The following is a 22,778-nucleotide window of genomic DNA, read 5'->3' on the forward strand; positions in this document are numbered from 1 at the left end:
TGGCGACTCAGAGCGGGTATGCAGAGCGCACTCGTCGTTGGGGGCACGCGGTTCATCGGCCGCCACACCGTCGCGGAGCTCCTCGAGCACGACTACCGGGTGACCGTGTTCAATCGCGGGGAGCACGCGAACCCGTTCAGCGACCACCCGGACGTCCACCACTACGAGGGCGACCGGGCGAACGACCGCGAGCTGCTCGCGGCGAAACGCGAGGTCGAGCCGGCCGTCGTCATCGACTGCGTCGCCTACCAGCCCCGCGACGTGCGGAAGGCGACGGAGATATTCGCGGATGTCGAGGCCTACGTCTACGTCTCCTCGGGCGCGTCGTACGCGGTCGACGACGTGCCCAAGCGCGAGGGCGTGACGCCGCTCCGGGAGTGCTCGGCCGACCAGGCGGCGGACGACTCGCCGGAGACCTACGGGAACCGGAAGGCGGAGGGCGACCGGATGGTGTTCCGGGCGGCCGAGCGCGGCGCGCCCGCGATGGCCGTCCGCCCGACGGTCGTCTACGGCCCGCACGACTACTCGGAGCGCCTCGACTACTGGCTCCACCGCGTGAACGAGTACGACGAGGTGGTGGTGCCGGGCGACGGGACGAACCTCTGGCAGCGCGTCTACGTCGAGGACGTCGCATCCGCGCTCCGCGTCGTCGCCGAGGAGGGGACGCCCGGCGAGGCGTACAACGTCGGCGACCGGAACGCGCTCACGCTCGAGGACACCGTCGAACTCGCCGCCGACTGCCTCGACACCGAGGTCGATATCGTCCACGCGAGCGACCGCGAGCTCTCGACGGCCGGCCTCTCGCTCGGGTCGTTCCCGCTCTATCGGCCGGCCCCCCACCTCCTCGATACGCACAAGCTCGAAGCGCTCGGCTGGGAGTCCACGCCCGTCGAGGAGGCGATGGCGCGGACCGTTTCGGACCACCGCGACGCCGACCGGACGGGCGAGTCGGAGGGCCCGGAGCGGGCGGCCGAGGAGACGGTTATCGGCGTCCTCGAGACGATCTAGCGCTCGGCCGCGCGGGTCTCGGGGTGGGCGTCGCGGAGGACAACCGCTTTGTCGCCCGACGCCGACACGCCGATATGTTCACGAAGACGTCCTGGATCAAGCTCCCGCGGAACGTCGTCGTCGGCCACGACGTCCTCGGGGACGTCCGCGAGGTGGTGGCGGACACGCACCTCCGCGGGCGGCCGCTCATCGTCACGAGCCCGACGCCGCGCGAGGTGGCGGCCGCCGAGATCGTCGCGCAGTACGAGGACGCGGGCGTCGACCCCGCGCTCGTCGAGGTCGAGGAAGCGAGCTTCGACGCGGTCGAGACCGTCATCGACGCCGCCGAGTCCGCCGGGGCCGACTACCTCGTCGGCGTCGGCGGCGGGAAGGCCATCGACATCGCGAAGATGGCGAGCGACCACTGCGAACTCGGGTTCGTCTCCGTCCCGACGGCCGCGAGCCACGACGGCATCGTCTCCGGGCGCGGCTCCGTCCCGGAGGGCGACACCCGCCACAGCGTCGCGGCGGACCCGCCGCTCGCCGTCATCGCGGACACGAGCGTGCTCGCGCAGGCGCCGTGGGAGCTCACGACGGCGGGCTGTGCGGACATCATCTCGAACTACACGGCCGTGAAGGACTGGCGGCTCGCGAACCGCCTGAAGAACGTCGAGTACAGCGAGTACGCGGCGGCGCTCTCGGAGATGACGGCGGAGCTGCTCGTCGAGCGCGCGGACAGCATCCGGCCGGGTCTCGAGGAGTCCTCGTGGATGGTGGTGAAGGCGCTCGTCTCCTCGGGCGTCGCGATGAGTATCGCGGGCTCCTCGCGGCCCGCGTCGGGCGCCGAGCACCTCATCAGCCACCAGCTCGACCGCATCGCGCCCGGGAAGGCCCTCCACGGCCACCAGGTCGGCGTCGCCGCCATCGTCACCGAATACCTGCACAGCGGCGAGCGCGGCGACTGGACGGCGGTTCGGGACGCGCTCGCCTCGCTCGACGCGCCGACGACCGCCGCCGACCTCGGGGTCGGCGAGGACGAACTGCTGGAGGCGCTCACGACCGCCCACGAGATCCGCGACCGCTACACCATCCTCGGCGACGGCCTGAGCCGCGAGGCCGCCGTCGAGGCCGCGACGAAGACGGGCGTGCTCTGAGGGAAAGACTCACAACGACCGCGCGGCGACGGGAGGCATGGTCACGCCACTCCTCGAATCGCTCCCCGAACTCCTCGAACTCGCCGTCTTCGGTCTCGGAACTCTCCTCCTCTCGGTCGGCGGCCTCGCCCTCGAACGCTTCGCGCTCTTGGCCGCCGAGAGCGGCCGGCTCCCCATCGGCGTCTGGGCGACCGTGCTCGGCCTCGTCGCCATCACCGTCGCGTACCTCGTCGCTCGCGATCAGGTCCGACCGCGCGTCGCGGCGCTGCGCTGACGCCCGTTCGTCGGCCGCCGACGGACCGAAGTGCGCTTGGGCGTCGCCCGTCTCCCGCCGGTATGAGCGACGTGAGACTCCGGCTCGCCGAGGCGGCGGACGCCGCGGCGATCCGGCGGATTTACGCCCCGTACGTCGAGGAGACCGCCATCACGTTCGACGCGGAGCCGCCGTCCGTCGCCGCCCTCCGCGAGCGCATCCGCTCGAAACTCGACGACTACCCGTGGCTCGTCGCCGAGGCGGACGGCGACGTCGTCGGCTACGCGTACGCCGGCCCGGTCCGCGAGCGCGTCGCCTACCAGTGGTCGGTCGAGAGCTCGCTCTACGTCGAGCGCGACGCCCACCGCTCGGGTATCGGGAGCGCGCTCTACGAGGCCCTGCTCGGGCTCCTCCGACGGCAGGGCTACGTGACCGTCTACGGCGTCGTGACGCTCCCGAACCCCGCGAGCGCCGCGATTCACGAGTCGTTCGGCTTCGAGCGCGAGGGTACCTTCGAGCGGATGGGGTACAAGCACGGCGAGTGGCACGACGTCGGCTGGTGGTCGCTCGCGCTCCGCGAGCACCCGGCGGAGCCCGAGGCCCCCACGCCGCTCTTCGAGCTCCGCGAGCGCGCGGCGTGGAACGACGCGCTCGCGGCGGGCGACCTCTCGGTGGAGTGACGGCCGACGCTCGCCGCCCGCGCGTCGAGGATGCATCACTCACGTATCGAAGAAACTCCTCTCGCGCGCCGCCTCAGACGTGCTCGTCGAGGAACTCGACGACTTTCCGGTAGGCGGTGATGCGGTTCTCGAGCTTGGAGAAGCCGTGGCCCTCGTCCTCGAAGACGAGTTTCTCGACGGGGACGTGCTCGGCGGCCTCCTCGGCGATCTGCTCGGCCTCGCCCACGGGGACGCGCGGGTCGTTCGCGCCGTGCAGCACGAGGAGGGGGGCTCTGATCGAGTCGATGTTGTTGATGGGCGAGATCTCCTCGAGGAATTCTCTATCTTCTTCGAGGCTGCCGTACTCGGCTTCGCGGTGCTCGCGGCGCCACTCCCCGGTGTTCTCGAGGAAGGTGACGAAGTTCGCGATGCCGACGACGTCGACGCCCGCCGCCCAGCGCTCGGGGTACTCGGTGAGCGCGGCGAGCACCATGAACCCCCCGTAGGAACCCCCGTAGGCGACGATGCGCTCGGGGTCGACGTCGCCGCGCGCGGTGAGCCACTCGACGCCAGCGTCGATGTCGGCCACCGAATCCATGCGCTTCTCGACGTCGTCGAGGTTCATGTAGCGCTTCCCGTAGCCCGAGGAACCCCGGACGTTCGGCTCGAAGACCGCGTAGCCGTTCGCGACGAAGTACTGGCGGAGGGCGAGGAAGTAGGGGCGGCGCTGTGACTCCGGGCCGCCGTGGATGTCGACGATGACGGGATGCGGGCCGTCGCCGTCGGGGAGCGTGAGGAACGCCGGAATCCGCTCCCCGTCGACGCTCTCGTAGTGGACGAGCTCGGGCTCGCGGAAGGTCTCCGTCGGGATACCTGCCGTGGAGGCGTCCGTCCAGCGCTCGCTCGCCCCGCTCTCGACGTCGAGGACGTGGACGTTCGTGTTCTCCGTCGGCGCGGAGACGGCGGCGGCGACGCGCTCGCCGTCGGGGCCGACGGAGAGCCCCATGAGGACGCCCTCCGGGAGGTCGGGGTCGGCGAGTTCTCGCCGCCCGCCGTCGGCGTCGAGAGCGTAGAGCGTGAGGTCGCTGTAGCCCTCGACGTTCCGAACCACGGCCATCGTCCCCGAGTCGGCGTCCACCGCGACCGAGGAGACGTTCCACTCGCCGCCCTCCTCGATCGCGGAGAGCGCGCCCGTCACGGGGTCGAGTTCGAAGAGCGCGAGCGTGTCGCGGTCGTGGTCGCTCGTCACGTAGAGCGTCTCGCCGTCGGGCGCCCACGCGACGGAGCCGTAGCGGACCTCGCCGTCGTGGCCGGCGCTGAGGTGCGTGACGTCGCCGGCGTCGAGGTGGCAGACGTAGAGGTCGTGGTCGCGATTCGAGTGCATCTCGTGGAAGACCAGCCGGTCGTCCGAGGGACTCCACCCCGCGACGGTGAGCCAGTCCTTCTCGCGGCCGTCGAAGACCAACTCGGCGGCCTCGCCGTGCTCGTCACGGGCTTGGACGTAGCCGTCGAAGCTCCCCTCCTCGCGGCGGTTCGCGGTGTAGGCGATGCGCTCGCCGTCGTGGCTCCAGCCGCCCCACTGGTGGATGCTCTCGGGGTCGTCGGTGAGCGCGACCTCCTCGCTCCCGTCCCCGGCGAGCCGGAGGAGCTGGGTCTTCTCGTTCCCGCCCCGGTCCATCCCGAAGACGAGCTCGTCGCGCGTCGGTGAGTAGGAGGCGAAGCCGATGGACTCCTCGTGGAAGGAGAGCTGCGCCGGCCACTCGCGCGGACCGTCGAGGCGCCAGACCTGCCGGACGCCCGTCGTGTCCATCGCGAACGCGAGCTGGCCGTCGGGACCGAAGGAGGGGCCGCCGGCGCTCCGGACGTTCAGGTACCGCTCGATGTCGTAGGCCATACTCGCTGGTGTGCGGGCGCGTCGAAAGAGCTTCCGGCGGTGCGCCTCGCACGCCGCGTCGTGCGCTTGGCCGCGTCGCGGCCGCCCCCTACAGCCACTCGTCCGCCCACGACTCGATCTCGTCGAAGACCGGGCAGAGGGCTTCGCCCTTCTCCGTGAGCGTGTAGTAGGTGGCGACCGGGGCGTCCTCCTCGACGCGCCGGGAGACGAGGCCGGCCTCGCCGAGGTCGTCGAGGACGCGCGAGAGCGTGCGGGCGTTCGCGTCCGTCGAGCGCTTCAGCTCGTTGAAGCGCTTCTCGCCCTCCTGGAGGTCGTGGAGGACGAGGAGGCGCCACTGCGAGCCGACGAGTTGGAGGGAGTCGACGACCGCGCACGCCTCGCCGACCTGCGCGTCCGCCTCTGTGTCTACTGACATGGGTGTTACCTACTGACGTCTACGTCCGCGAGCCGTTAAGTAGTTCACTATCGTACCAGGTATCGTGACACAACCAGCCGCTCCCGAAGCGACGGACGACCCGACCGACAGCGCCGCCGACGAGGTGTCGGCCTGATGGCGTTCGAGACGCCGCTCGCCGCCGAGTTCTTCCTCGTCGGCCGCGTCCTCTTCGGACTCGTCCTCGCCTACATGGGGCTCAACCACTTCCAGGCCGCCGACTACCTCGCGGACTACGCCGGCTCGAAGGGCGTCCCCGCCCCGAAGGCGGGCGTCCTCGCCTCCGGCGGACTGCTCGTCCTCGGCGGCCTCGCCGTCGTCGTCGGCGCGTTCCCCGTCCTCGCGTCGGGCGGCCTCGCGCTCTTCCTGCTCGTCTCCGCGGTCACCATCCACGACTTCTGGGCCGCGCCCGCCGAGCAGGCGCAGGACGAGCAGACATCGTTCCTGAAGAACGTCGGCCTCGCCGGCGGCGCGCTCCTCCTCCTCTCCGTCGGCGGCACCGCGTGGCCGTACGCCCTCGGCGTGGGGGTGTTCTGAGATGAGCGCCGACGACCCGCACGCCGACGCCAGGTTCGCGACCGCGGGCGCCGACCCCGAGGACGCCGACGTCGGCGCCGTCCTGATTCACGGCCGCGGCGCCACCGCGCAGAGCGTCCTCGGCCTCGCCGAGGAGTTCGAGCGCGACGACGTCGCCTACCTCGCCCCGCAGGCCGCGAACCGGACGTGGTACCCGCAGTCGTTCCTGGCCGCGACCGACGCGAACCAGCCCCACCTCGACTCCGCGCTCGGCGTCCTCTCTCGCGCGCTCGACCGACTCGCGGACGCCGGCATCGGTGCCGAGAACGTCCTCCTGCTCGGCTTCAGTCAGGGGGCCTGCCTCACAACCGAGTACGCCGCCCGACACGCCCAGCGCTACGGCGGCCTCGCCGCCTTCTCCGGCGGCCTCATCGGCGAAGCCGTCGAGCGCGAGCGCTACGGCGGCGACTTCGACGGCACGCCCGCGTTCGTCGGCTGTAGCGACTCCGACCCCCACATCCCCGAGGAGCGCGTGCACGCGACCACCGACGTCCTCCGCGACCTCGGCGCGGACATCGACGAACGCATCTACCCGGACGCCCCGCACGGCATCTTCGAGGACGAAATCGAGGCCGTGAACGACATCGTGAACGGCCTCGGCGAGTAGCCAGCGCCGGGCCGCCCCGCTTTTACCGTCGGCCGGCCAACCCCCGCGCATGAGCGACGACGAACCCGCCGAGAACATCTCCGGCGGCGCGGCCGGCGGCGGCACCGAGCGCGCTTTCGCGTCCAGCGACCACCCGGAGGCCCCGCTCGTCGAGCGCGTCGTCGACCGCCTCGGCGAGCGCTACTGGCAGAAGACCTACGGCGGCCGGGACGCCTTCGAGTGCCTCGTCCGCACCGTCCTCTCGCAGAACACCACCGATACGGCCAGCCAGCCCGCCCACGACTCGCTGATGGCGCGCTACGGCGACGGGGACGGCGACCTCGCGGACGCGCTCGCGGACGCCCACCAGCCCGACCTCGCCGAGACCATCTCCTCGGCGGGCCTCTACAACCAGAAGTCGGAGACGCTGATCAGGCTCGCCGAGCGCGTCCGCACGGAGTACGGCGGCGCCGACGCGTTCGACGAGTTCGTCCGCGACGCCGACTCTGAGGAGGTGCGCGCCGCCCTCCTCGACATGAAGGGCGTCGGCCCGAAGACCGCCGACTGCGTCCTCCTCTTCGCCGGCGGGCGCGACGGCGTCTTCCCCGTCGACACGCACGTCCACCGGATCGCGCGCCGCATGGGGTTCGCGCCGCCGGACGCCGACCACGAGGGCGTCCGCGAGGCCATCGAAGCCGACCTTCCGGCCGAGAAATGCGGCTTCGGGCACACGGCGATGATCCAGTTCGGCCGCGACTTCTGCACGGCGCGAACGCCGGCGTGCCTCGACGACCCCGAGGCCTGCCCGATGACCGACCTCTGCGAGCAGGTCGGCGTCTACCCCGCCACCGGTGACGTCGTCGACCCGAGCGAGGCCGCGGACTGACGCGGCGCCGTCACTTCGCTCGTCCCTCCCCGCTCGTCTCCCCGTGGTTCTTCGCCACGCTCAGAACTACGTTACTCGTCCGCACCGATCTCCTCGGCGAGGCCGTCGATGACGTGCTCGGCGGACGCGATGTTCGTCGCGAGCGGGATGTCGTGGACGTCGCAGATGCGCAACAGCGCGGAGATGTCGGGTTCGTGGGGCTGGGCGGTGAGGACGTCGCGGATGAAGATGATGGCCTCGCAGTCGCCCTCCGCGACTTCCGCGCCGATCATCATGTCGCCGCCGAGCGGCCCGGAGGCCTTGCGCTCCACTTCGAGGTCCGTCTCCTGCATGATGCGCTTGCCCGTCGTGCCGGTGCCGATGAGGTCGAACTGCTGCAGGCGCTCCTCGTGGCTCTGTGCGAAGTCGATGAGGTCCGGCTTCTTCTCGTCGTGTGCGATGAGTGCGATACGCATACCGACAGTCCACGGAGGACGCCCAAGAAGCTAGCGGACGCCCGCGCCGCCGCGTTTTTTCACCCCACGCGTCGAAGACGCCAGTATGCATCCTGTGCGCGTGGCCGGGGTCGGATCGACGCAGTTCGGGAAGCAGCCCGAGCGGGCGAGTCGCGACCTCTTCGCGGAGGCCGGTGCGGGCGCGCTCGCGGACGCCGGCGTCCCGAACGCGGACGTCGAGTTCGTCGCGTACGGGAACTTCGCGGGCGAGGCGGTCGAGGGGCAGGGCCACGCGGGCCCGCTCGCCGCCGACGCCCTCGGCGTGGACGCGCCGGCGACGCGCTACGAGGCCGCGTGCGCGTCCAGCGGCGTGGCGTTCCGGGAGGCCGTCCGCGCGGTCCGCGCCGGGGACGCCGACGTCGTCGTCGCGGGCGGCGCCGAACGCCTCTCGCACCTCGACACCGCACACACCACCGAGGCGCTCGCGTCGGCCGCCGACGAACTCTGGGAGGGCCGCGCCGGCGCGACGTTCCCCGGCGTCTACGCGCTGATGGCGGACGCCTACTTCGGCGAGTACGGCGGGACGCGCGAGGACCTCGCGCACGTCGCCGTGAAGAACCACGCGAACGCGATGGGGAACCCGCACGCGCAGTTCCAGCGCGAGGTCACCGTCGCGGACGTGCTCGACGCCCCGCCGGTCGCGGACCCGCTCGGCCTGCTCGACGCCTGCCCCATCACGGACGGCGCGAGCGCGGTCGTCCTCGCGAGCGAGGCGTACGTCGCCGACCACGACGTCGAGGCGCCAGTCGCGGTGACGGGGTCCGGGCAGGGCGGGGACCGCCTCGCGCTCGCGGACCGCACGCACCTCGCGCGGACGCCCGCCGCGGGCGCGGCCGCCGAAGCCGCCTACGCGGACGCGGGGGTCACGCCCGCCGACGTCGACGTCGCGGAGGTCCACGACTGCTTCACCATCGCGGAGGTGCTCGCGCTCGAAGCGCTCGGCTTCTACGGGCACGGCGACGCCATCGGCGCGGCGCGCGCGGGCGAGACGACGCGCGACGGGCGCCTCCCCGTCAACCTCTCCGGCGGTCTGAAGGCGAAGGGCCACCCGGTCGGCGCGACGGGGACGAGTCAGATCGCCGAACTCACGAAACTCTTGCGCGGCGACCACCACAACGCCGACACGGTGCCCGACGCGGACGTCGCCCTCGCGCACAACGCCGGTGGGACGGTGGCGAGCGCCGTCGTCCACGTCCTGGAGGTGGCGGAATGACCGACGCGGCCACGTCCGACGACCTCCTCGACGCCGTCGCGAACGGCGCGGGGTTCTGCCTCGTCTGCGCGAACGGCCACGGCTCCCTCCCGCCGCGAACGGTCTGCCCCGAGTGCGGGTCGCGCGCGCTCGAACGCGAGGCGCTCCCGGAGACGGGGACGGTTCGCGCCGTCACGACCGTTCACGTCGGACCGCCCGCGTTCGCCGACGAGACGCCGTACGGCCTCGCCATCGCGCGCTTCGGGCCGGTTCGACTCACCGGCCACGTGCGCGCGGCCGCCCTCGACGGCCTCGCTCGCGGCGACGACGTGACGCTCGGCGTCGGGACGGCCGGCGACGAGCGCCACCTCCGCTTCGAGTAGTCAGGGGAGGTCGCCCGCGACCGCCGCCCGGAACCGCTCGGGGTGGTCGTCGTGGGGGAGGAGTTTCGCGTCGTCGAGGACGACGAGGCGGGCGTCCGCTTCCTCCGCGAGCTCGCGCCCCCGCGAGAGCGGGGTCGTCGTCGCCTCGCGCCCCCAGACGAGCGTCACCGGGACGTCGCGCGCGTCGAGCTCCGCGCCGAGGTCGAGGGCGGGGTCGAGGAGTCCGCCGACGAAGGACGCGGGCGCGAAGCGCGCGTTCCGCTGGTGCGCGCTCGTCCACTGGTAGTCGACGACGCCGTCGGGGACGGGGCCGGCGTACGCCTCGCGCGCGTCGAAGTAGCGGAGCGACGGCTTCGAGACGAGGCAGTCGAAGGCCGCCTGCCCGACGACGGGCGCGCGGAAGAGGTCGCACAGCCACTCGCGTCGCGCGGCCGTGTCGGCGGTCGGGCAGACGAGGAGGAGACGCGACACGTCCGCGTCCCCGGCCGCAATCGCGGCGTACGACCCCGTGAGCGAGGACGCGACGACCGCCGGGTCGTCGAGGCGCTCGATGGCCGCGGCGGCGAACGCCTCGTAGAGCGCCGACGTGTACGTGACCGGCGGGCGGTCGCTGCGGCCGAACCCGGGGAGGTCGGGCGCGACGACGTGGTACTCCTCGGCGAGCGCGTCCCACACACCGCGGAACTCGCGTGAGGAGGCGGCGGCGTGGACGCCGTGGAGGAGGAGGACGTCCGGGTCGTCGGGGTCGCCCGCCTCCGCGTACGCGACGTCGAAGCCGCGCCAGCGGACCGTCTCCTGTCGCCCGGGGAGGGCGGGGCCGAGCGGTCCGGCGAGCGCGGAGAGCAGTCCGTCAGCGGCGACCGTCGCGGCGCCCGCACCGATGAGGCCGGCGACCGTCTTCCGAAGGCTCATGCCTCTCGCGTCGCCCGCCGAGCGGTTAGGCGTTGTGCCGGCGCACCGCGCCAATCGCACACCATAAGGGCCGGGCGCGGGAACGGACGCGTATGACCATTCGCGGCTACGCCCACGCACACCCGCGCCGCGTCACCGCCGTCGTCTCCGCCGTCGGCTACGCGCTCGTCCTCGGGACGTTCGCCGGCGTCCTCCCGGTCTTCCCCGCCATCGGCGAGCAGACCGTCCTCCTGCTCTCCGACGCCATCGCCGTCATCAACACGTGCGCGCTCAGCGCGCTCCTCCTCGGCTACTACTTCGTGAAGCGCGGGCGGATACGCGCCCACCGCGCCGCGATGCTCACGGCGTTCGCGCTCATCCTCCTCTTCCTCGTCGCCTACCTCTGGAAGGTCGGCGGCGGCTTCGAGAAGGAGATCGTCATCGAACAGGGCCAGTTCCTCGCCGCGTACGCCGGCGTCGTCCACCCGCTCTACCTCGCGATGCTCGCCATCCACATCCTCCTCAGCGCGCTCGCCGTCCCCGTCGTCGTCCACGCGGTCGTCCTCGGCCTCTCGCACGACGTCGCCGAGCTCCCCGACACCGACCACCCGCTCGCCGGCAAGCTCGCCGTCGCGTCCTGGTCGCTCAGCCTCGCGCTCGGCGTCGTCACCTACTGGCTCCTGAACCACGTCTACTCGTGGGTGCCCCGCTGATCACTCCGTCCACGGGATGAGCCACGCGCCGACGGCGAACGCGACCACCGCGAGGACGAACAGGACGGCGTAGTTCGCCGCGACCGACCCCGGCCACCCCGCGTGGTTCCCCGGGTAGGTCGCCGCGCGCACCCCGTACGCGAAGTAGCTGAGCGGCGAGAGGTCCGTGACCGGCCGGAACCACGACGGGAGCGATGCGGGAGAGAGGAAGGTGTTCGAGAGGAACAGCAGGGGGAGCGCGACACCGTTCGACGCGGTTATCGCGCCGTCCTGACTGTCCGCGAGCGACCCGAGCATCGCACCCACGCCACAGAAGAGCACCGACGCCGTCGGCACGAAGGCGACGAGCCACGGCGAGAGCCGGAACGACGCGCCCGTCGCAGCCAGCAGGCCGAGGAGGACGGCGCACGCGAGCGCGATGAGCGCGGCGTTCACGAGCGTCTGCGCGAGCAGCCACTCCCAGCGCGTCATCGGCGACGCCGAGAGCTTCTCGAAGCGGTTGCCTTCGCGGAAGCGCGCGACCTCGCTCCCGAGTCGCGAGAGCGGCGTGAACAGCACGACGACGGCGAGGTACGCCGGGACGTAGTAACCCGGCGGCTGACTGAAGAGCCCGGTGCCGCCCCCGCCGGTCCGCACGAGACCCGCGAAGATGGCGATGAGCAGGATTGGGAAGAAGAACGTGAAGAAGACCGCGACGCGCCGGCGAACGAACGACCTGTAGGCCGCGCCGACCTCCGCCGCGATACGCCCGGAGCGGCTCACGCGCATCCCCCCGGTCGCGCGTTCGCAGTTTCGCGGCCGCCACCGGAACGCACAGCGTTCCGGTTGGCGAACGAGACGGCGTCGCCGTCTCGTGAACGCCCTGCGGTTGCCGCGTAACTCACGCGAGCCACCCACGGTGGCGAGTGTGAGTTAGCTGGACGGCGTCCAGCGCTACTCACGCCACCACCTCCTCTTCGTCGGCCTCGACGACGCTCGGGTCGTCCGCGAGGCGGAGGTAGACGTCCTCGAGGTCGGGTTCGCTCCACGAGAGCGCGTCGAAGGCGACGCCGCGCGCGTCGAGGGAGGCGGCGACGTCCCCGATGGCTTCCGGCGCGACGTCGAGGACGCGCACCTCGCCGTCCGCGCGCTCGACGTCGTAGCCGATGCCGTCGAACGCACCGGGGTCGGCGGTCGTCTCGACGGCGAGGTACTGCGCGCCGCCGTAGGCCGCGACGAGCTCGTCGGGCGTGCCCGTCGCGACGAGCTCGCCGTCCGCGAGCAGTCCCACGCGGTCCGCGAGCCGCTCGGCCTCCGCCATGTAGTGCGTCGTGAGGAACACGGTCGTCCCCGCGTCGGCGAGCGCCTCGAAGACGTCCCAGAGCGCGCGCCGGCCAGCCGGGTCGATTCCCGTCGTCGGCTCGTCCACGAAGAGGACGTCCGGCTCGTTCGCGAGCGACGCCGCGACGCACGTCCGGCGCTTCTCCCCGCCGCTCAGCGACTCGTACCAGGTGTCGACGGCGGGGTCCATCCCGACCTCGCGGAGGAGGGCCTCGGGGTCGCGCGCGTCGTCGTAGAGGCCGGCGTAGTACGCGACGAGTTCGCGCGGCGTCAAGCGCTCCGGGGGTGTGAAGTCCTGCGGGAGCAAGCCGAGGCGCTCGCGCGCGGACTCCCCTGGGGGCTCGCCGAGGAGGGAGACGCTCCCGCCGTCCGGCGTACGCGTGCCCGTGAGACAGCGCGTGAGCGTCGTCTTCCCGGCACCGTTCGGCCCGATGAGCGCGAACACCTCGCCCGCCTCGACGGCGAGCGACACCCCGTCGAGCGCGACGGTGTCGCCGTAGCTCTCGTACACGTCGTCGGCGACGATGACCGGCGCCATGCACAGCCGTCCGCGACGGCGCTCGGTAACGCTTCCGCTTCCGGGACGAGGCGAGCCGTACAAGTGCATCGCGTCCGCGCGGTCAGCGCGTCGGCCGCCACGAGAGCGCGAGCACGGAGACGACGAACACGACCGTCGAGATGCCGTACGCGCGCGTCATCGCGACCGACGTGAGCGCCGACGCGCTCCCGAAGAGCCCCGTGGCGACCGTCGCGAGGACCGGCCACGTACAGGAGACGCAAGAGACGAGGCCGAGGACGCCCGAGAGCGCGGACGCCGAGGCGTCGCGCACCGTCACGGAGACGAGGTAGGCGAGCGCCGCGTACCCCACGAGCTTGAACGGCATCACCACCACCGTCGCCTCCGCCGCGCTGTAGACGAGCGTCGGCCCCCACCCCGGCGGGAGCCAGTGGACGGAGAGCCCGAGGGCCGACCCGGAGAGGTGGTAGAGCCCGCCCGCGTAGGCGACGACGAAGAAGTACGCGACGCCGACAGCGGCCGCGAGCCAGCGCATCCGCCGCGACGTCGGCGTCGGGCGCGCCCGCACGACCGCCCACCCCGCGACGTTCAGCCACACCCACGGGTAGACGTAGGTGAGTGGGTTCGTCGGCGTCCCCGAGGAGAGCACGACGTAGACGAGCGTGAGGAGTATCTCCGCGTTCAGTATCGCCGCCCACGCGAGGAGCGTCCCGGTGTCCGGCGACGGGAGGCGGCGGGTGGCGGTCGCCATCTCAGATCACGAGCGCGTCGAGGACGACCGCGAGGAGCGTCGCCCCGAGGAAGGCGTTCGACGCGTGGAACGAGCGCATCGCCGCCGGGCGGTCGCGCTCGTAGTGGAGGCGGACGACCGCCCAGAGGAAGACCGCACCGACGGCGACGACGGTCACCGCGTAGAGCCAGCCGAGGTCCGTGACGCCCGCGAGCGCCGCCGCGCCGACGAGCGTCGCGCCGAGCCAGCCGACGATGTGCTTTCGCGTCACTGCCGCGCCCCGCACGACGGGCATCATCGGGAAGCCGCCGCGCTCGTAGTCGTCGCGGTAGGCGAGCGCGAGGTTGTAGAAGTGCGCGGGCGTCCAGAGGAAGATGACGCCCGCGAGCGCGAGCGCGGGCACCCCGAGCGTCCCCGTCACCGCCGCCCACCCGATGAGCGCGGGGAGCGCGCCGGCCGCGCCGCCGATGACGGTGTTCTGGACGGTGTTGGGCTTCAGGACGAGCGTGTACACCACCGAGTAGAAGATGATTGCGACGAGACCCAGCCCCGCCGCGAGCATGCCGACTTGGAGGAACGACGCGACGGACGCGGCCGCGAGCAGGCCGCCGAAGGCGAGCGCGTTCCGCTTCGGAATCGTCTCGGTGGCGAGCGGCCGGTCGCTCGTCCGGTTCATCTTCTTGTCCACGTCGCGCTCGAGGACGTGGTTGAACGTGCCGCTCGCGCCGATGGAGAGCACGCCGCCGAGCAGCGTGAACCCGACCGTGCGCGCCGAGAGGTCGGGGCCGGCCGCGAGCGCCATCCCCGCCGACGCGACGAGACAGAGCAGCCACATCAGCCGCGGCTTCATCATGCGGACGTAGGCACGGGCGGTCGCGAGCGGGCCGGAGCCCGACGCGCCGTCGGCTTCCGACCCCCCGCTCGACCCCTTCGGGTCGCCGGCCCACTCCGCCGACGGCTCGTTCGCGGTCTGCGCTTCGAGCGTCCACGCGAGCGCGAGCACGAGACCCGCGAAGATGACGACGCCGAGACCGAGATGGAGCGCCGGGACGTACGCGATTGCGCCGGTCGCGGCGAGCGCGCCGACGCCGACCTGGACGGGATAGAGCGCGAGCGAGACGCCGACCGACGCGAGGACGCGCCTGTCGGCGTCCGAAACGACGGCGAGCGCGGCCGTCGCGAGGACGAGCAGGCCAACGACGGCGGCGGCGATGCGGTGCGCCCAGACCACCTCGAGTGCGAACGAGGAGAGGGCGAACCACCGGCCGTTACAGGCCGGCCACGTCTGGCAGGCCGACGCGGCGCCCGTGAGCGCCGTCGTCGCGCCGACGACGAGGAGCGCGTAGACGCCGAGCGCCGTGGCGACGAGTGCGTGCGTGAGTCGGGAGCGTGTCGTGCGCACGTGGGTACCTCTTAGCGGCGGTTAGGGCGGGGCGTACTTATCCTGTCCGACTCGCCCGCAGACCCCGAGTCGGTACTTATTTGCCCGCCACCTCCCAACCGTCGCGTAGCAATGTTCCGGAAGCGGCTCGCGTCCGTCCTGGCGATGGGGCTGGTAGGGCTGGTGGTATTCGCCGTCGATCCGGCCGCCGCGGCGAGTTCGATCACCGACCAGTACATCGGCAACGTCAGCAACCTGCTGCTCGCCGTCGCACTCCCCATCACCATCATCGTCGAGGGAATCCTCTTCTACGCCATCTGGAAGTTCCGGAAGGCCGACGAAGCGAAACCCACTCAGGAGAATCGCCGCCTCGAGATCACGTGGACCGCCGCGACCGCGGTCGTCCTGCTGTTCGTCGGTCTCGCCGCCTACGGCGCGATGGGGTCGCCCTACGTCATGGCCTCCGACCAGCAGTACCAGCAGATGATGGAGGAGCCGGACACCGAGGTCGTTCACGTCGACTCCTACCAGTGGTCCTGGCAGTTCCACTACCAGCACGAGGGGACGAACTTCACCTCGAACAAGCTCGTGCTCCCCGCCGACCAGCAGGTCGTCCTGAAGATCACGTCGCGCGACGTGCTCCACGCCGTCCACATCCCCGCGCTCGGACTGAAGAAGGACGCCTTCCCCGGACACGCCACCTACCTCGCGACCGAGATCGACCCGAGCGCCGTGCAGGACGAACCCTACGTCCTCTACTGTGCGGAGTTCTGTGGCGCCGGCCACTCGAACATGCTCGCCGACGTCGTCGTGATGGACCAGGGCGAGTACGACCAGTGGGCGAGCGAGCAGGCCCAGCAGGCCAGCCAGTCGGAGAGCTCGAGCAGTGACTCGTCCGCGTCCAACGAGAGCACGAACGCGACCGAGACGAACACCACCGACACGAACGCGACCGCCGAGTCCGTCACGGCCCCCGCGCTCGCCGCGTAACCCCTCTCTTCTCGTCTCCCTCGACGCCCGTCGAGCGACAGCGCCGCCGCAGTCGCCGCCGAGACGCGACCGCAGTTGGGAGGTTTTTTAGTCTGTCCCGCGCTACCCGCGAGTATATGGCTACGGAGGAAAGCGAAGACCACGGGCATCACTTCCTGCCCGCCGTCCGCGACTGGCCGCGCGGCTACGGCGAGGCGAGCTGGTGGCCGTTCTTCACGGCACTCGGGCTGACGCTAGTGTATCTCGGCGCGACGCTGTTCGTCGTCGCGCGGACGACCGACCTCGTCGCGTCGCCGACGATCGGCGTCGGCGTCTTCGTCGGCGGCTGGGTCGTCAGCATCGCCGGCATGATCGGGTGGATCTATCAGGCGTTCATCGTCGACTTCTGGGACCGGGGCTCGCACAACGGCGGGGCGTCGCTCCGCCTCGGGATGCTCCTGTTCCTCGCGACCGACATCGCCACCTTCGCCGTCGGCTTCGTGTACTACTTCTTCATCCGCACCGGCGGATGGAGCGGGGAGTACCTCCCGCACAGCGGCATCCTCACCGGCGTCCTCGTGCTGAACACGCTCCTGCTGGTCGCCTCCAGTTTCACCATCCACTGGGCGGAACACGAGCTCCAGAAGGGCAACCACCAGCGCTTCGTGCAGGGCCTCGTCGTGACGCTCCTGCTCGGCGTCGTGTTCATGGGCGGGCAGGTCTACGAGTACTACGAGTTCATCGTCCACGAGGGCTTCACGCTCACCTCCGGCATCTTCGCGAGCGGGTTCTTCGGGCTCACCGGCCTCCACGGGATGCACGTGAGCTTCGGGGCGATACTCATCGGCATCCTCGTCGTCCGCGCCCTCCGCGGCCAGTACGACCAGGACCGCCACGTCTCCGTCACCACCGTCTCCTGGTACTGGCACTTCGTCGACGCCGTCTGGCTGTTCCTCGTCGCCGTCGTCTACATCGGGTCCGTCTACGGCACCGAGTTCAGCCCCTTCTAGCGTCCTCGGAGCGATACGCTTCTTATCCCCGCGTCCCAACTGGTGGGTATGGAAGAGCAACCCGGCCTCAGCGAGCGATACGTGACCGCGAGCCCGTGGCCGCTGTTCGTCGCGCTCGGCCTCGTTCTCACCGAGACCGGCGTGTTCCTCGGTGGCGCCGCCCTCCCGGTCGGCGTCGGCGGCGTCCTCCTGTTGGAGGCGAGCATCGTCGGCATCATGCGCGAGTCGGGCTACGCGCGTACGCTCTGGGGCACGTCGTTCGGCGTCGGCTCCATCGCCGGCACCGCCGGGACGGCACTCCTCGTTCTCACACCGTACACGGCGCGCGCGCTGACGCTCGCGGGCGGGGGCCTCGTCGCCGTGCTCGGCGCCGTCGCGCTCTTCCTCTACGAGTCCGGCTACCTCTAAGGCGGAAACCCTCAACATATATTTGGGCGCGGACCGCACACTCCTACAATGAAATCGCACTCCAGCGTCTTCGAGAAGGACGTCCTCCTCGACATCGCGGTGAACATCATCCCGCTCGTCATCATGGTCGCGTTCGCGGCCGTCTTCTGGATCGTCGACCCGTGGGCGGGCGACACGCTGTTCAGCCGCGTCCTCCAGTACGCCCTCATCGTCGTGCCGTTCATCGGACTCGCCATCCTGACCTACGTCGCCGCCAACCGAATCGAAGTCGTCGAGGACGTCGAAGTCGGTCCATAACCTAACCGGCGGCGGACGAACCCGTACCTTTCTTTACGGTGGGTCCCCCACCATCGGACATGGCAGTCTCCCCCGAACTCATACTCTCGGTGCTGATGGGGCTGCTGCTCCTCGTCGTGGCGGGATGGCTGACCCGCCTCGAAGACTGGCAGGCGTACGCGCCTGTCGGTGGGGGCGGCTACGGCGAAAGCACCGGGCACGGACACGAAGAGAAACCGGCAGGATTGACTCGCTGGCTGACGACCGTCGACCACAAGGACCTCGGTATCCTCTACCTCGTGTTCGGCGTCGTCGCGTTCGCGTGGGGTGGCATCACCGCGCTGCTGATGCGTCTCGAGCTCACCACGCCGTCGATGGACCTCCTCTCCAGCTACGGCGGGTTCGGGCTCTACAACGCCCTCCTGACGACGCACGGCATCACGATGCTGTTCCTGTTCGCGGCGCCGATGATCTTCGCCGTCGGGAACTACATGGTGCCGCTCCTCGTCGACGCCGACGACATGGCGTTCCCGCGCATCAACGCAATCGCGTTCTGGATCCTCCCGTTCTCCACGATCCTGATGTGGGCGGGCTTCTTCCTCCCTGTCGTCGGGATCGACATTCAGGCCGCGAAGACCGCGTGGACGCTCTACACGCCGCTCTCGACGTCGATAGAGGGCGTCGGCGTCGACGTCTTCCTCCTCGGCTTCCACCTCTCCGGGTTCTCCACGACGATGGGTGCGATCAACTTCATCGCCACCATCGTCGCCGAGCGGAACACGGAGAAGGTGCCGTGGTCGAAGCTCGACATCTTCAGCTGGACGATGCTCACGCAGGGTGGGCTCATCCTCTTCGCGTTCCCCATCCTCAGCGGTGCCGTCCTCATGCTCCTCCTCGACCGGAACTTCGGCACGATGTTCTTCGCCGCCGAGGGCGGTGGTGCGCTCCTCTTCCAACACCTCTTCTGGTTCTTCGGCCATCCCGAGGTCTACATCCTCGTGCTGCCGCCGATGGGGCTGGTGAGCCTCATCCTCCCGAAGTTCGCGGGCCGCAAGCTCTTCGGGTTCAAGTTCATCGTCTACTCGACGCTCGCCATCGGTATCCTGAGCTTCGGCGTGTGGGCTCACCACATGTTCACGACGGGCATCAACCCGCGACTCACCGCCTCCTTCATGGCGATCTCGCTCGCTATCGGCGTACCGTCCGCCGTGAAGGTGTTCAACTGGATCACGACGCTCTGGAACGGGAAGCTGCGCATGACGGCACCGATGCTGTTCGCCGTCGGCTTCGTGCAGAACTTCATCATCGGCGGCGTCACGGGGGTCTTCCTCGCCGCGATTCCGTTCGACCTCGTGATGCAGGACACCTACTACGTGGTCGGGCACTTCCACTTCATCGTCTTCGGCGCCATCGGCTTCGCGCTCTTCGCCGGCCTCTACTACTGGTTCCCGATGATGACCGGTCGGATGTACGACCGTCGCCTCGCGCTGTGGCACTTCTGGCTCTCCATCATCGGCGGGAACGTGACGTTCATCGCGATGCTCATCCTCGGCTACGGCGGGATGCCGCGTCGCTACGCGACCTACCTCCCGCAGTTCATGACGTGGCACGCCGTCGCGACGCTCGGCGCGCTCGTCATGACGGTCGCGCAGCTCGCGTTCCTCTGGAACTTCTGGCAGTCCGCGAAGTACGGCAAGCGCATCGACTCCGGCGACCCGTGGGACCTCAAGGAAATCGACCAGTTCACCCACGAGTGGGACTGGTACGAGCAGAAGCGTGAGCGCCTCCTCGCCGACGGCGGCGAGGAAGCGGACGGGGCCGAGACGGCGAACTAAACCGGGTTACTCGCTTTTCGCGTTCACTACGAGACGGCGACAGCGATGGCGGCCGCCATCATCACGACCGCGATGCCGAAGAGCATGACGAGGAGTTTCTCCTTCTCTTGCATGGCCGTGCGTACGGTCGACAGCGCAAAAGGCTAATCGCTCCGGGCCCAAACGCCGCGTATGTCCTTCGCCACCGGCGGTCGCCGCGTCGTCTTCGTCATCTACGGCGCGGCGGTCGCGATTGCGGGCCTGTTCGGGTACGCGCTCGGCTACGTCATCCAGCCGAACCTCCTCGACGGCCACGTCGGCTCTCTCGGCCCCGTGACGTTCGCGTTGACGCCGCTGAACCTCGCGATCTATGGGATGGTGATGGTCGGAGCGATGCTCGGCGTCCTCCTCCTGCTCGTGTCGTACGTCTCGCGTTTCGACGACGCGACGCCCGTCGAAGTCGAGTAACTAGAGGGCGTCGGCGAGCGCGGCGAGCGAGTCGACTTCGAGGTCGGCGTCACCGCCGACGCGCTCACGCGGCTCGTTCGCTCTGTTCACCCACGCGGTCCGCATGCCGGCGGCGCTCGCGCCCGCGACGTCCCACGCGTTCGAGGAGACGAGCCGACAGTCCGCGAGCGCTCGCTCGCGTTCGCGCCCGACGTGCTCGTACACGTCGGGCGTGGGTTTGAGCGCGCCCGCGTCGTCCGCGCTCACGAGGCCGTCCACGTGCGCGTCGATGCCGGTGTTCGCGGCGAGCGCGTCGAGCATCGCCGGCGTCCCGTTCGAGAAGACGACGGTCTCGTAGTCGGCACTCAGCGCCTCGAGCGCCTCGAGCGTCTCCGGGTACGGGTCGAGGTCGTCGTACGCGTCGACGAGCGCGTCCGCGACGCCGGCGTCGAGGCCGTAGTAGTCGAGCGCGTACTCGAGGGCGTCGCGCGTCACGGCGTCGAAGGGCGCGTAGCGACCGGTCGCGCCTCTGTGGAAGGCGTACTCGAGTTGTTTCTCGCGCCAGAGCGCGTCGACGTCCGCGGCGACGGCGGCGGGGACGTCGAGTGTGGATCGGATGGCGTCCGCGACGCTGGAGACGTCGCAGAGCGTCCCGTACATGTCGAAGCAGAGCAGTTCGTCGTCGGCCATACGTGCGTTCGGGGCCGCGACGCCCCTAAGCCACCCGGTCGCGGGGGTGTCCGTCGCGACTCGCGCGAGAGCCGAGCGGAACGCCCTCGCGTCAGTCCTCGCTGTGGACCTTATCGCGGATGTCGCCGACGATGTCGGGGTTCTGGAGGGTGGAGGTGTCGCCGAGTTCGGCTTCGTTCGCGATGTCCTCGAGGAGGCGGCGCATGATCTTCCCGGAGCGGGTCTTCGGGAGCTCGGGCGTGAAGACGACGGATTCGGGGCGTGCGATGGGACCGATGGCGTCCTCGACGCCCTCGACGATGCGCGCGCGCATCTCCTCGTCGCCGTCGTAGCCCTCTTCGAGGATGACGTAGGCGTAGACGGCTTCGCCCTTCAGGTCGTGGTCGCCGCCGACGACGGCGGCTTCGGCGACGCCCTCGACGCCGACGATGGCGGACTCGATCTCCATGGTGCCGAGGCGGTGCCCGGAGACGTTGATGACGTCGTCGACGCGCCCGAGGACGGTGATGTAGTCCTCGTCGTCGATCTTCGCGCCGTCCTCGGGGAAGTAGACCCAGTCCTCGGGGTCGTCGGAGTCGGTGTCCGAGTACTCGGCCCAGTACTCCTCGATGAAGCGCTCGTCGTTCTGGTAGAGGGTGCGGAGCATCCCCGGCCACGGCTTCTGGACGGTGAGGTAGCCCGCGCGGCCGGGTTCGACCTGCTCGGCGTTCGTGTCCACGATTTCGACGTCGAGGCCGGGGAGCGCGGGACCGGCGCTCCCGGGCTTCATGTCGTTGACGGCGGGGAGCGTCGTCACCATGTGGCCGCCGGTCTCGGTCTGCCACCACGTGTCGACGATGGGGCACTCCTCGTTGCCGATGTGCTTGTAGTACCACTTCCACGCGCGCGGGTTGATGGGCTCGCCGACGGTCCCGAGGAGACGGAGGCTCGAGAGGTCGTGGTTCGCGGGGTACTCCTCGCCCCACTTCATGAACGAGCGGATGGCGGTGGGCGCGGTGTAGAGCTGGTCGGCCTCGTACTCCTCGATGATCTGCCAGAGGCGCTCGCGGGTGGGGTAGTCCGGGGTGCCCTCGTACATCATGGAGGTGGTGCCGAGCGCGAGCGGGCCGTAGACGATGTAGGAGTGGCCGGTGATCCAGCCGATGTCGGCGGCGCAGAAGTAGGTGTCCTCGGGCTTGATGTCGAGGACGGCCTGCGAGGTCCACGCGGTCCACGCGAGGTAGCCGCCGGTGGTGTGTTTGACGCCCTTCGGCTGGCCGGTGGTGCCGGAGGTGTACATGAGGAAGAGCATGTCCTCGGCGTCGCGGGCGACGGGCTCGACCTCCGCGCCGGCGTGGTCGGCGACGAGCTCGTCGTAGTCGTACTGGTCGTCGTCGAGGTCGTGGCCGAAGTCGTCACCGTTCGGGCCGAGGCGGTCGACGACGACGGTGTCGACGTCGTGGTCGGCGTCGGCGAGGCCCTCGTTGGTCTTCCCGAGGTGGTCGAGGGGGTCGCCGCGCCGGTAGTAGCCGTCGCAGGTGACGAGGTAGTCGGAGTCGGCGGCGTTCAGCCGGGTGGCGAGCGCTTCGGCGGAGAACCCGGCGAAGACGACGGAATGGGGGGCGCCGATGCGCGCACACGCGAGCATGGCGACGGGGAGCTCCGGGATCATCGGCATGTACATCGTGACGACGTCGTCCTCGCCGACGCCGAGGTCGCGGAGCGCGGCGGCGAACTCGTTGACCTCCTCGTGGAGCTCCTCGTAGGTGATCGAGCGGTTCTCCTCCTCGACGGGCTCGCCGACCCACTCGAGTGCGACTTCGTCGCCGCGCTCCTCGAGGTGGCGGTCGACACAGTTGTACGAGGCGTTGAGCTTCCCGTCGGTGAACCACTCGTAGAACGGCGGGTTCGAGTCGTCGAGCACCTCGTCGTACCCCTCGTCCCAGCTCAGGAGGTCGGCGGCGCCCTCCCAGCACTCCGGCCAGTTCTCCTCGAACTCCTCGTAGATGTCCTCGTCGGTGACGTTAGCCTGCTCCACGAAGGACGCGGGCGGCTCGAATACCTCCTGCTCCGCGAGATGTGCCTCCAGTTCCACGTCTTCGGGGTCTGCTTCGCCAGCCATGTTCGTCTACACAG

The 22,778-nt window shown here is 70.4% G+C and carries 26 protein-coding genes; 16 read left to right on the plus strand and 10 right to left on the minus strand.

Features of this window, described 5'->3' with window-relative positions:
• Positions 1-18: 18 nt before the first annotated feature.
• The 4 genes from EFA46_RS06800 (at position 19) to EFA46_RS06815 (ending at position 3,074) form a co-directional block, all read left to right on the plus strand.
• On the plus strand, positions 19-1,008 hold the full coding sequence (locus tag EFA46_RS06800) for an NAD-dependent epimerase/dehydratase family protein (protein WP_123074021.1): 990 nt from the start codon (positions 19-21) through the stop codon (positions 1,006-1,008).
• 74 nt (positions 1,009-1,082) lie between these two features.
• Positions 1,083-2,141: an NAD(P)-dependent glycerol-1-phosphate dehydrogenase gene (locus EFA46_RS06805; RefSeq protein ID WP_123074020.1), complete on the plus strand. Its 1,059-nt coding sequence runs from the start codon at positions 1,083-1,085 to the stop codon at positions 2,139-2,141.
• Between the two features lie 37 nt (positions 2,142-2,178).
• Entirely contained in the window at positions 2,179-2,415 is a 237-nt protein-coding gene (locus tag EFA46_RS06810) for a hypothetical protein (RefSeq protein ID WP_123074019.1), read from the plus strand.
• A gap of 62 nt (positions 2,416-2,477) precedes the next feature.
• Positions 2,478-3,074: an arsinothricin resistance N-acetyltransferase ArsN1 family B gene (locus EFA46_RS06815; protein ID WP_123074018.1), complete on the plus strand. Its 597-nt coding sequence runs from the start codon at positions 2,478-2,480 to the stop codon at positions 3,072-3,074.
• Between the two features lie 73 nt (positions 3,075-3,147).
• Here EFA46_RS06815 and EFA46_RS06820 read toward each other — a convergent pair whose 3' ends face one another.
• Positions 3,148-4,947 (minus strand): S9 family peptidase, encoded by a 1,800-nt coding sequence (locus EFA46_RS06820; RefSeq protein ID WP_123074017.1) that lies wholly within the window; start codon positions 4,945-4,947, stop codon positions 3,148-3,150.
• An 88-nt stretch (positions 4,948-5,035) separates the two neighbouring features.
• Entirely contained in the window at positions 5,036-5,362 is a 327-nt protein-coding gene (locus EFA46_RS06825; protein WP_123074016.1) for a helix-turn-helix domain-containing protein, read from the minus strand.
• Positions 5,363-5,497: 135 nt separating this feature from the next.
• Between EFA46_RS06825 and EFA46_RS06830 the strand changes: the two genes are divergently transcribed.
• From EFA46_RS06830 to nth, 3 genes are read left to right on the plus strand one after another with little or no spacing between them, the layout of a single operon-like run.
• Positions 5,498-5,917 (plus strand): DoxX family membrane protein, encoded by a 420-nt coding sequence (locus tag EFA46_RS06830; protein ID WP_123074015.1) that lies wholly within the window; start codon positions 5,498-5,500, stop codon positions 5,915-5,917.
• 1 nt (position 5,918) lies between these two features.
• Entirely contained in the window at positions 5,919-6,563 is a 645-nt protein-coding gene (locus EFA46_RS06835; RefSeq protein ID WP_123074014.1) for an alpha/beta hydrolase, read from the plus strand.
• A gap of 49 nt (positions 6,564-6,612) precedes the next feature.
• Positions 6,613-7,428, plus strand: coding sequence for an endonuclease III (nth, locus tag EFA46_RS06840; protein WP_123074013.1), 816 nt, complete (start codon positions 6,613-6,615; stop codon positions 7,426-7,428).
• Positions 7,429-7,499: 71 nt separating this feature from the next.
• On the opposite strand, the gene EFA46_RS06845 is transcribed toward nth, so the two are convergent.
• Positions 7,500-7,883 (minus strand): methylglyoxal synthase, encoded by a 384-nt coding sequence (locus EFA46_RS06845; RefSeq protein WP_123074012.1) that lies wholly within the window; start codon positions 7,881-7,883, stop codon positions 7,500-7,502.
• 85 nt (positions 7,884-7,968) lie between these two features.
• Between EFA46_RS06845 and EFA46_RS06850 the strand changes: the two genes are divergently transcribed.
• Both EFA46_RS06850 and EFA46_RS06855 read left to right on the plus strand, forming a co-directional pair.
• Entirely contained in the window at positions 7,969-9,135 is a 1,167-nt protein-coding gene (locus EFA46_RS06850; protein ID WP_123074011.1) for a thiolase domain-containing protein, read from the plus strand.
• Positions 9,132-9,497: a Zn-ribbon domain-containing OB-fold protein gene (locus tag EFA46_RS06855; RefSeq protein WP_123074010.1), complete on the plus strand. Its 366-nt coding sequence runs from the start codon at positions 9,132-9,134 to the stop codon at positions 9,495-9,497. The genes EFA46_RS06850 and EFA46_RS06855 overlap by 4 nt, the downstream gene beginning before the upstream one ends.
• Here the strand turns inward: EFA46_RS06855 and EFA46_RS06860 are convergent, their stop codons facing one another.
• Positions 9,498-10,409 carry an alpha/beta fold hydrolase gene (locus EFA46_RS06860; RefSeq protein ID WP_123074009.1) on the minus strand — a complete coding sequence of 304 codons (912 nt, stop codon included), beginning with the start codon at positions 10,407-10,409 and terminating at the stop codon, positions 9,498-9,500.
• Between the two features lie 92 nt (positions 10,410-10,501).
• On the opposite strand from EFA46_RS06860, the gene EFA46_RS06865 reads away from it, so the two are divergent.
• Entirely contained in the window at positions 10,502-11,101 is a 600-nt protein-coding gene (locus tag EFA46_RS06865) for a DUF420 domain-containing protein (RefSeq protein ID WP_123074008.1), read from the plus strand.
• Here the strand turns inward: EFA46_RS06865 and EFA46_RS06870 are convergent, their stop codons facing one another.
• The 4 genes from EFA46_RS06870 to EFA46_RS06885 all read right to left on the minus strand — a co-directional run bounded on the left by EFA46_RS06870 (position 11,102) and on the right by EFA46_RS06885 (position 15,070).
• A complete protein-coding gene (locus EFA46_RS06870; protein WP_123077228.1) occupies positions 11,102-11,863 on the minus strand; it encodes an ABC transporter permease in 762 nt (253 codons plus the stop codon). It abuts the gene before it with no gap.
• A 175-nt stretch (positions 11,864-12,038) separates the two neighbouring features.
• A complete protein-coding gene (locus EFA46_RS06875) occupies positions 12,039-12,959 on the minus strand; it encodes an ABC transporter ATP-binding protein (RefSeq protein WP_123074007.1) in 921 nt (306 codons plus the stop codon).
• Between the two features lie 82 nt (positions 12,960-13,041).
• Positions 13,042-13,689, minus strand: coding sequence for an ABC transporter ATP-binding protein (locus tag EFA46_RS06880; RefSeq protein WP_123074006.1), 648 nt, complete (start codon positions 13,687-13,689; stop codon positions 13,042-13,044).
• Between the two features lies 1 nt (position 13,690).
• Complete coding sequence (locus EFA46_RS06885) at positions 13,691-15,070, minus strand: heme o synthase (protein WP_123074005.1); 1,380 nt, start codon at positions 15,068-15,070, stop codon at positions 13,691-13,693.
• A gap of 111 nt (positions 15,071-15,181) precedes the next feature.
• On the opposite strand from EFA46_RS06885, the gene coxB reads away from it, so the two are divergent.
• The 6 genes from coxB to EFA46_RS06915 all read left to right on the plus strand — a co-directional run bounded on the left by coxB (position 15,182) and on the right by EFA46_RS06915 (position 19,994).
• Positions 15,182-16,039, plus strand: coding sequence for a cytochrome c oxidase subunit II (gene coxB / locus EFA46_RS06890; protein ID WP_123074004.1), 858 nt, complete (start codon positions 15,182-15,184; stop codon positions 16,037-16,039).
• 116 nt (positions 16,040-16,155) lie between these two features.
• A complete protein-coding gene (locus EFA46_RS06895) occupies positions 16,156-17,028 on the plus strand; it encodes a heme-copper oxidase subunit III (protein WP_123074003.1) in 873 nt (290 codons plus the stop codon).
• A 48-nt stretch (positions 17,029-17,076) separates the two neighbouring features.
• Positions 17,077-17,436, plus strand: coding sequence for a hypothetical protein (locus EFA46_RS06900; RefSeq protein WP_123074002.1), 360 nt, complete (start codon positions 17,077-17,079; stop codon positions 17,434-17,436).
• Positions 17,437-17,484: 48 nt separating this feature from the next.
• Complete coding sequence (locus EFA46_RS06905; protein WP_123074001.1) at positions 17,485-17,733, plus strand: DUF6684 family protein; 249 nt, start codon at positions 17,485-17,487, stop codon at positions 17,731-17,733.
• A gap of 59 nt (positions 17,734-17,792) precedes the next feature.
• Entirely contained in the window at positions 17,793-19,547 is a 1,755-nt protein-coding gene (locus EFA46_RS06910; protein ID WP_123074000.1) for a cbb3-type cytochrome c oxidase subunit I, read from the plus strand.
• A 171-nt stretch (positions 19,548-19,718) separates the two neighbouring features.
• The gene (locus EFA46_RS06915) at positions 19,719-19,994 is read left to right on the plus strand and encodes a hypothetical protein (RefSeq protein WP_123073999.1); all 276 of its coding nucleotides are present in this window, start codon (positions 19,719-19,721) and stop codon (positions 19,992-19,994) included.
• On the opposite strand, the gene EFA46_RS06920 is transcribed toward EFA46_RS06915, so the two are convergent.
• Positions 19,995-20,663 carry a haloacid dehalogenase type II gene (locus tag EFA46_RS06920; protein ID WP_123073998.1) on the minus strand — a complete coding sequence of 223 codons (669 nt, stop codon included), beginning with the start codon at positions 20,661-20,663 and terminating at the stop codon, positions 19,995-19,997. It lies immediately after the preceding gene.
• A gap of 91 nt (positions 20,664-20,754) precedes the next feature.
• Positions 20,755-22,764 (minus strand): acetate--CoA ligase, encoded by a 2,010-nt coding sequence (gene acs, locus EFA46_RS06925; protein ID WP_123073997.1) that lies wholly within the window; start codon positions 22,762-22,764, stop codon positions 20,755-20,757.
• Positions 22,765-22,778 lie beyond the last annotated feature (14 nt).

This window comes from Halarchaeum sp. CBA1220 (assembly GCF_003721175.2).
GTDB classification, from domain to species: domain Archaea; phylum Halobacteriota; class Halobacteria; order Halobacteriales; family Halobacteriaceae; genus Halarchaeum; species Halarchaeum grantii.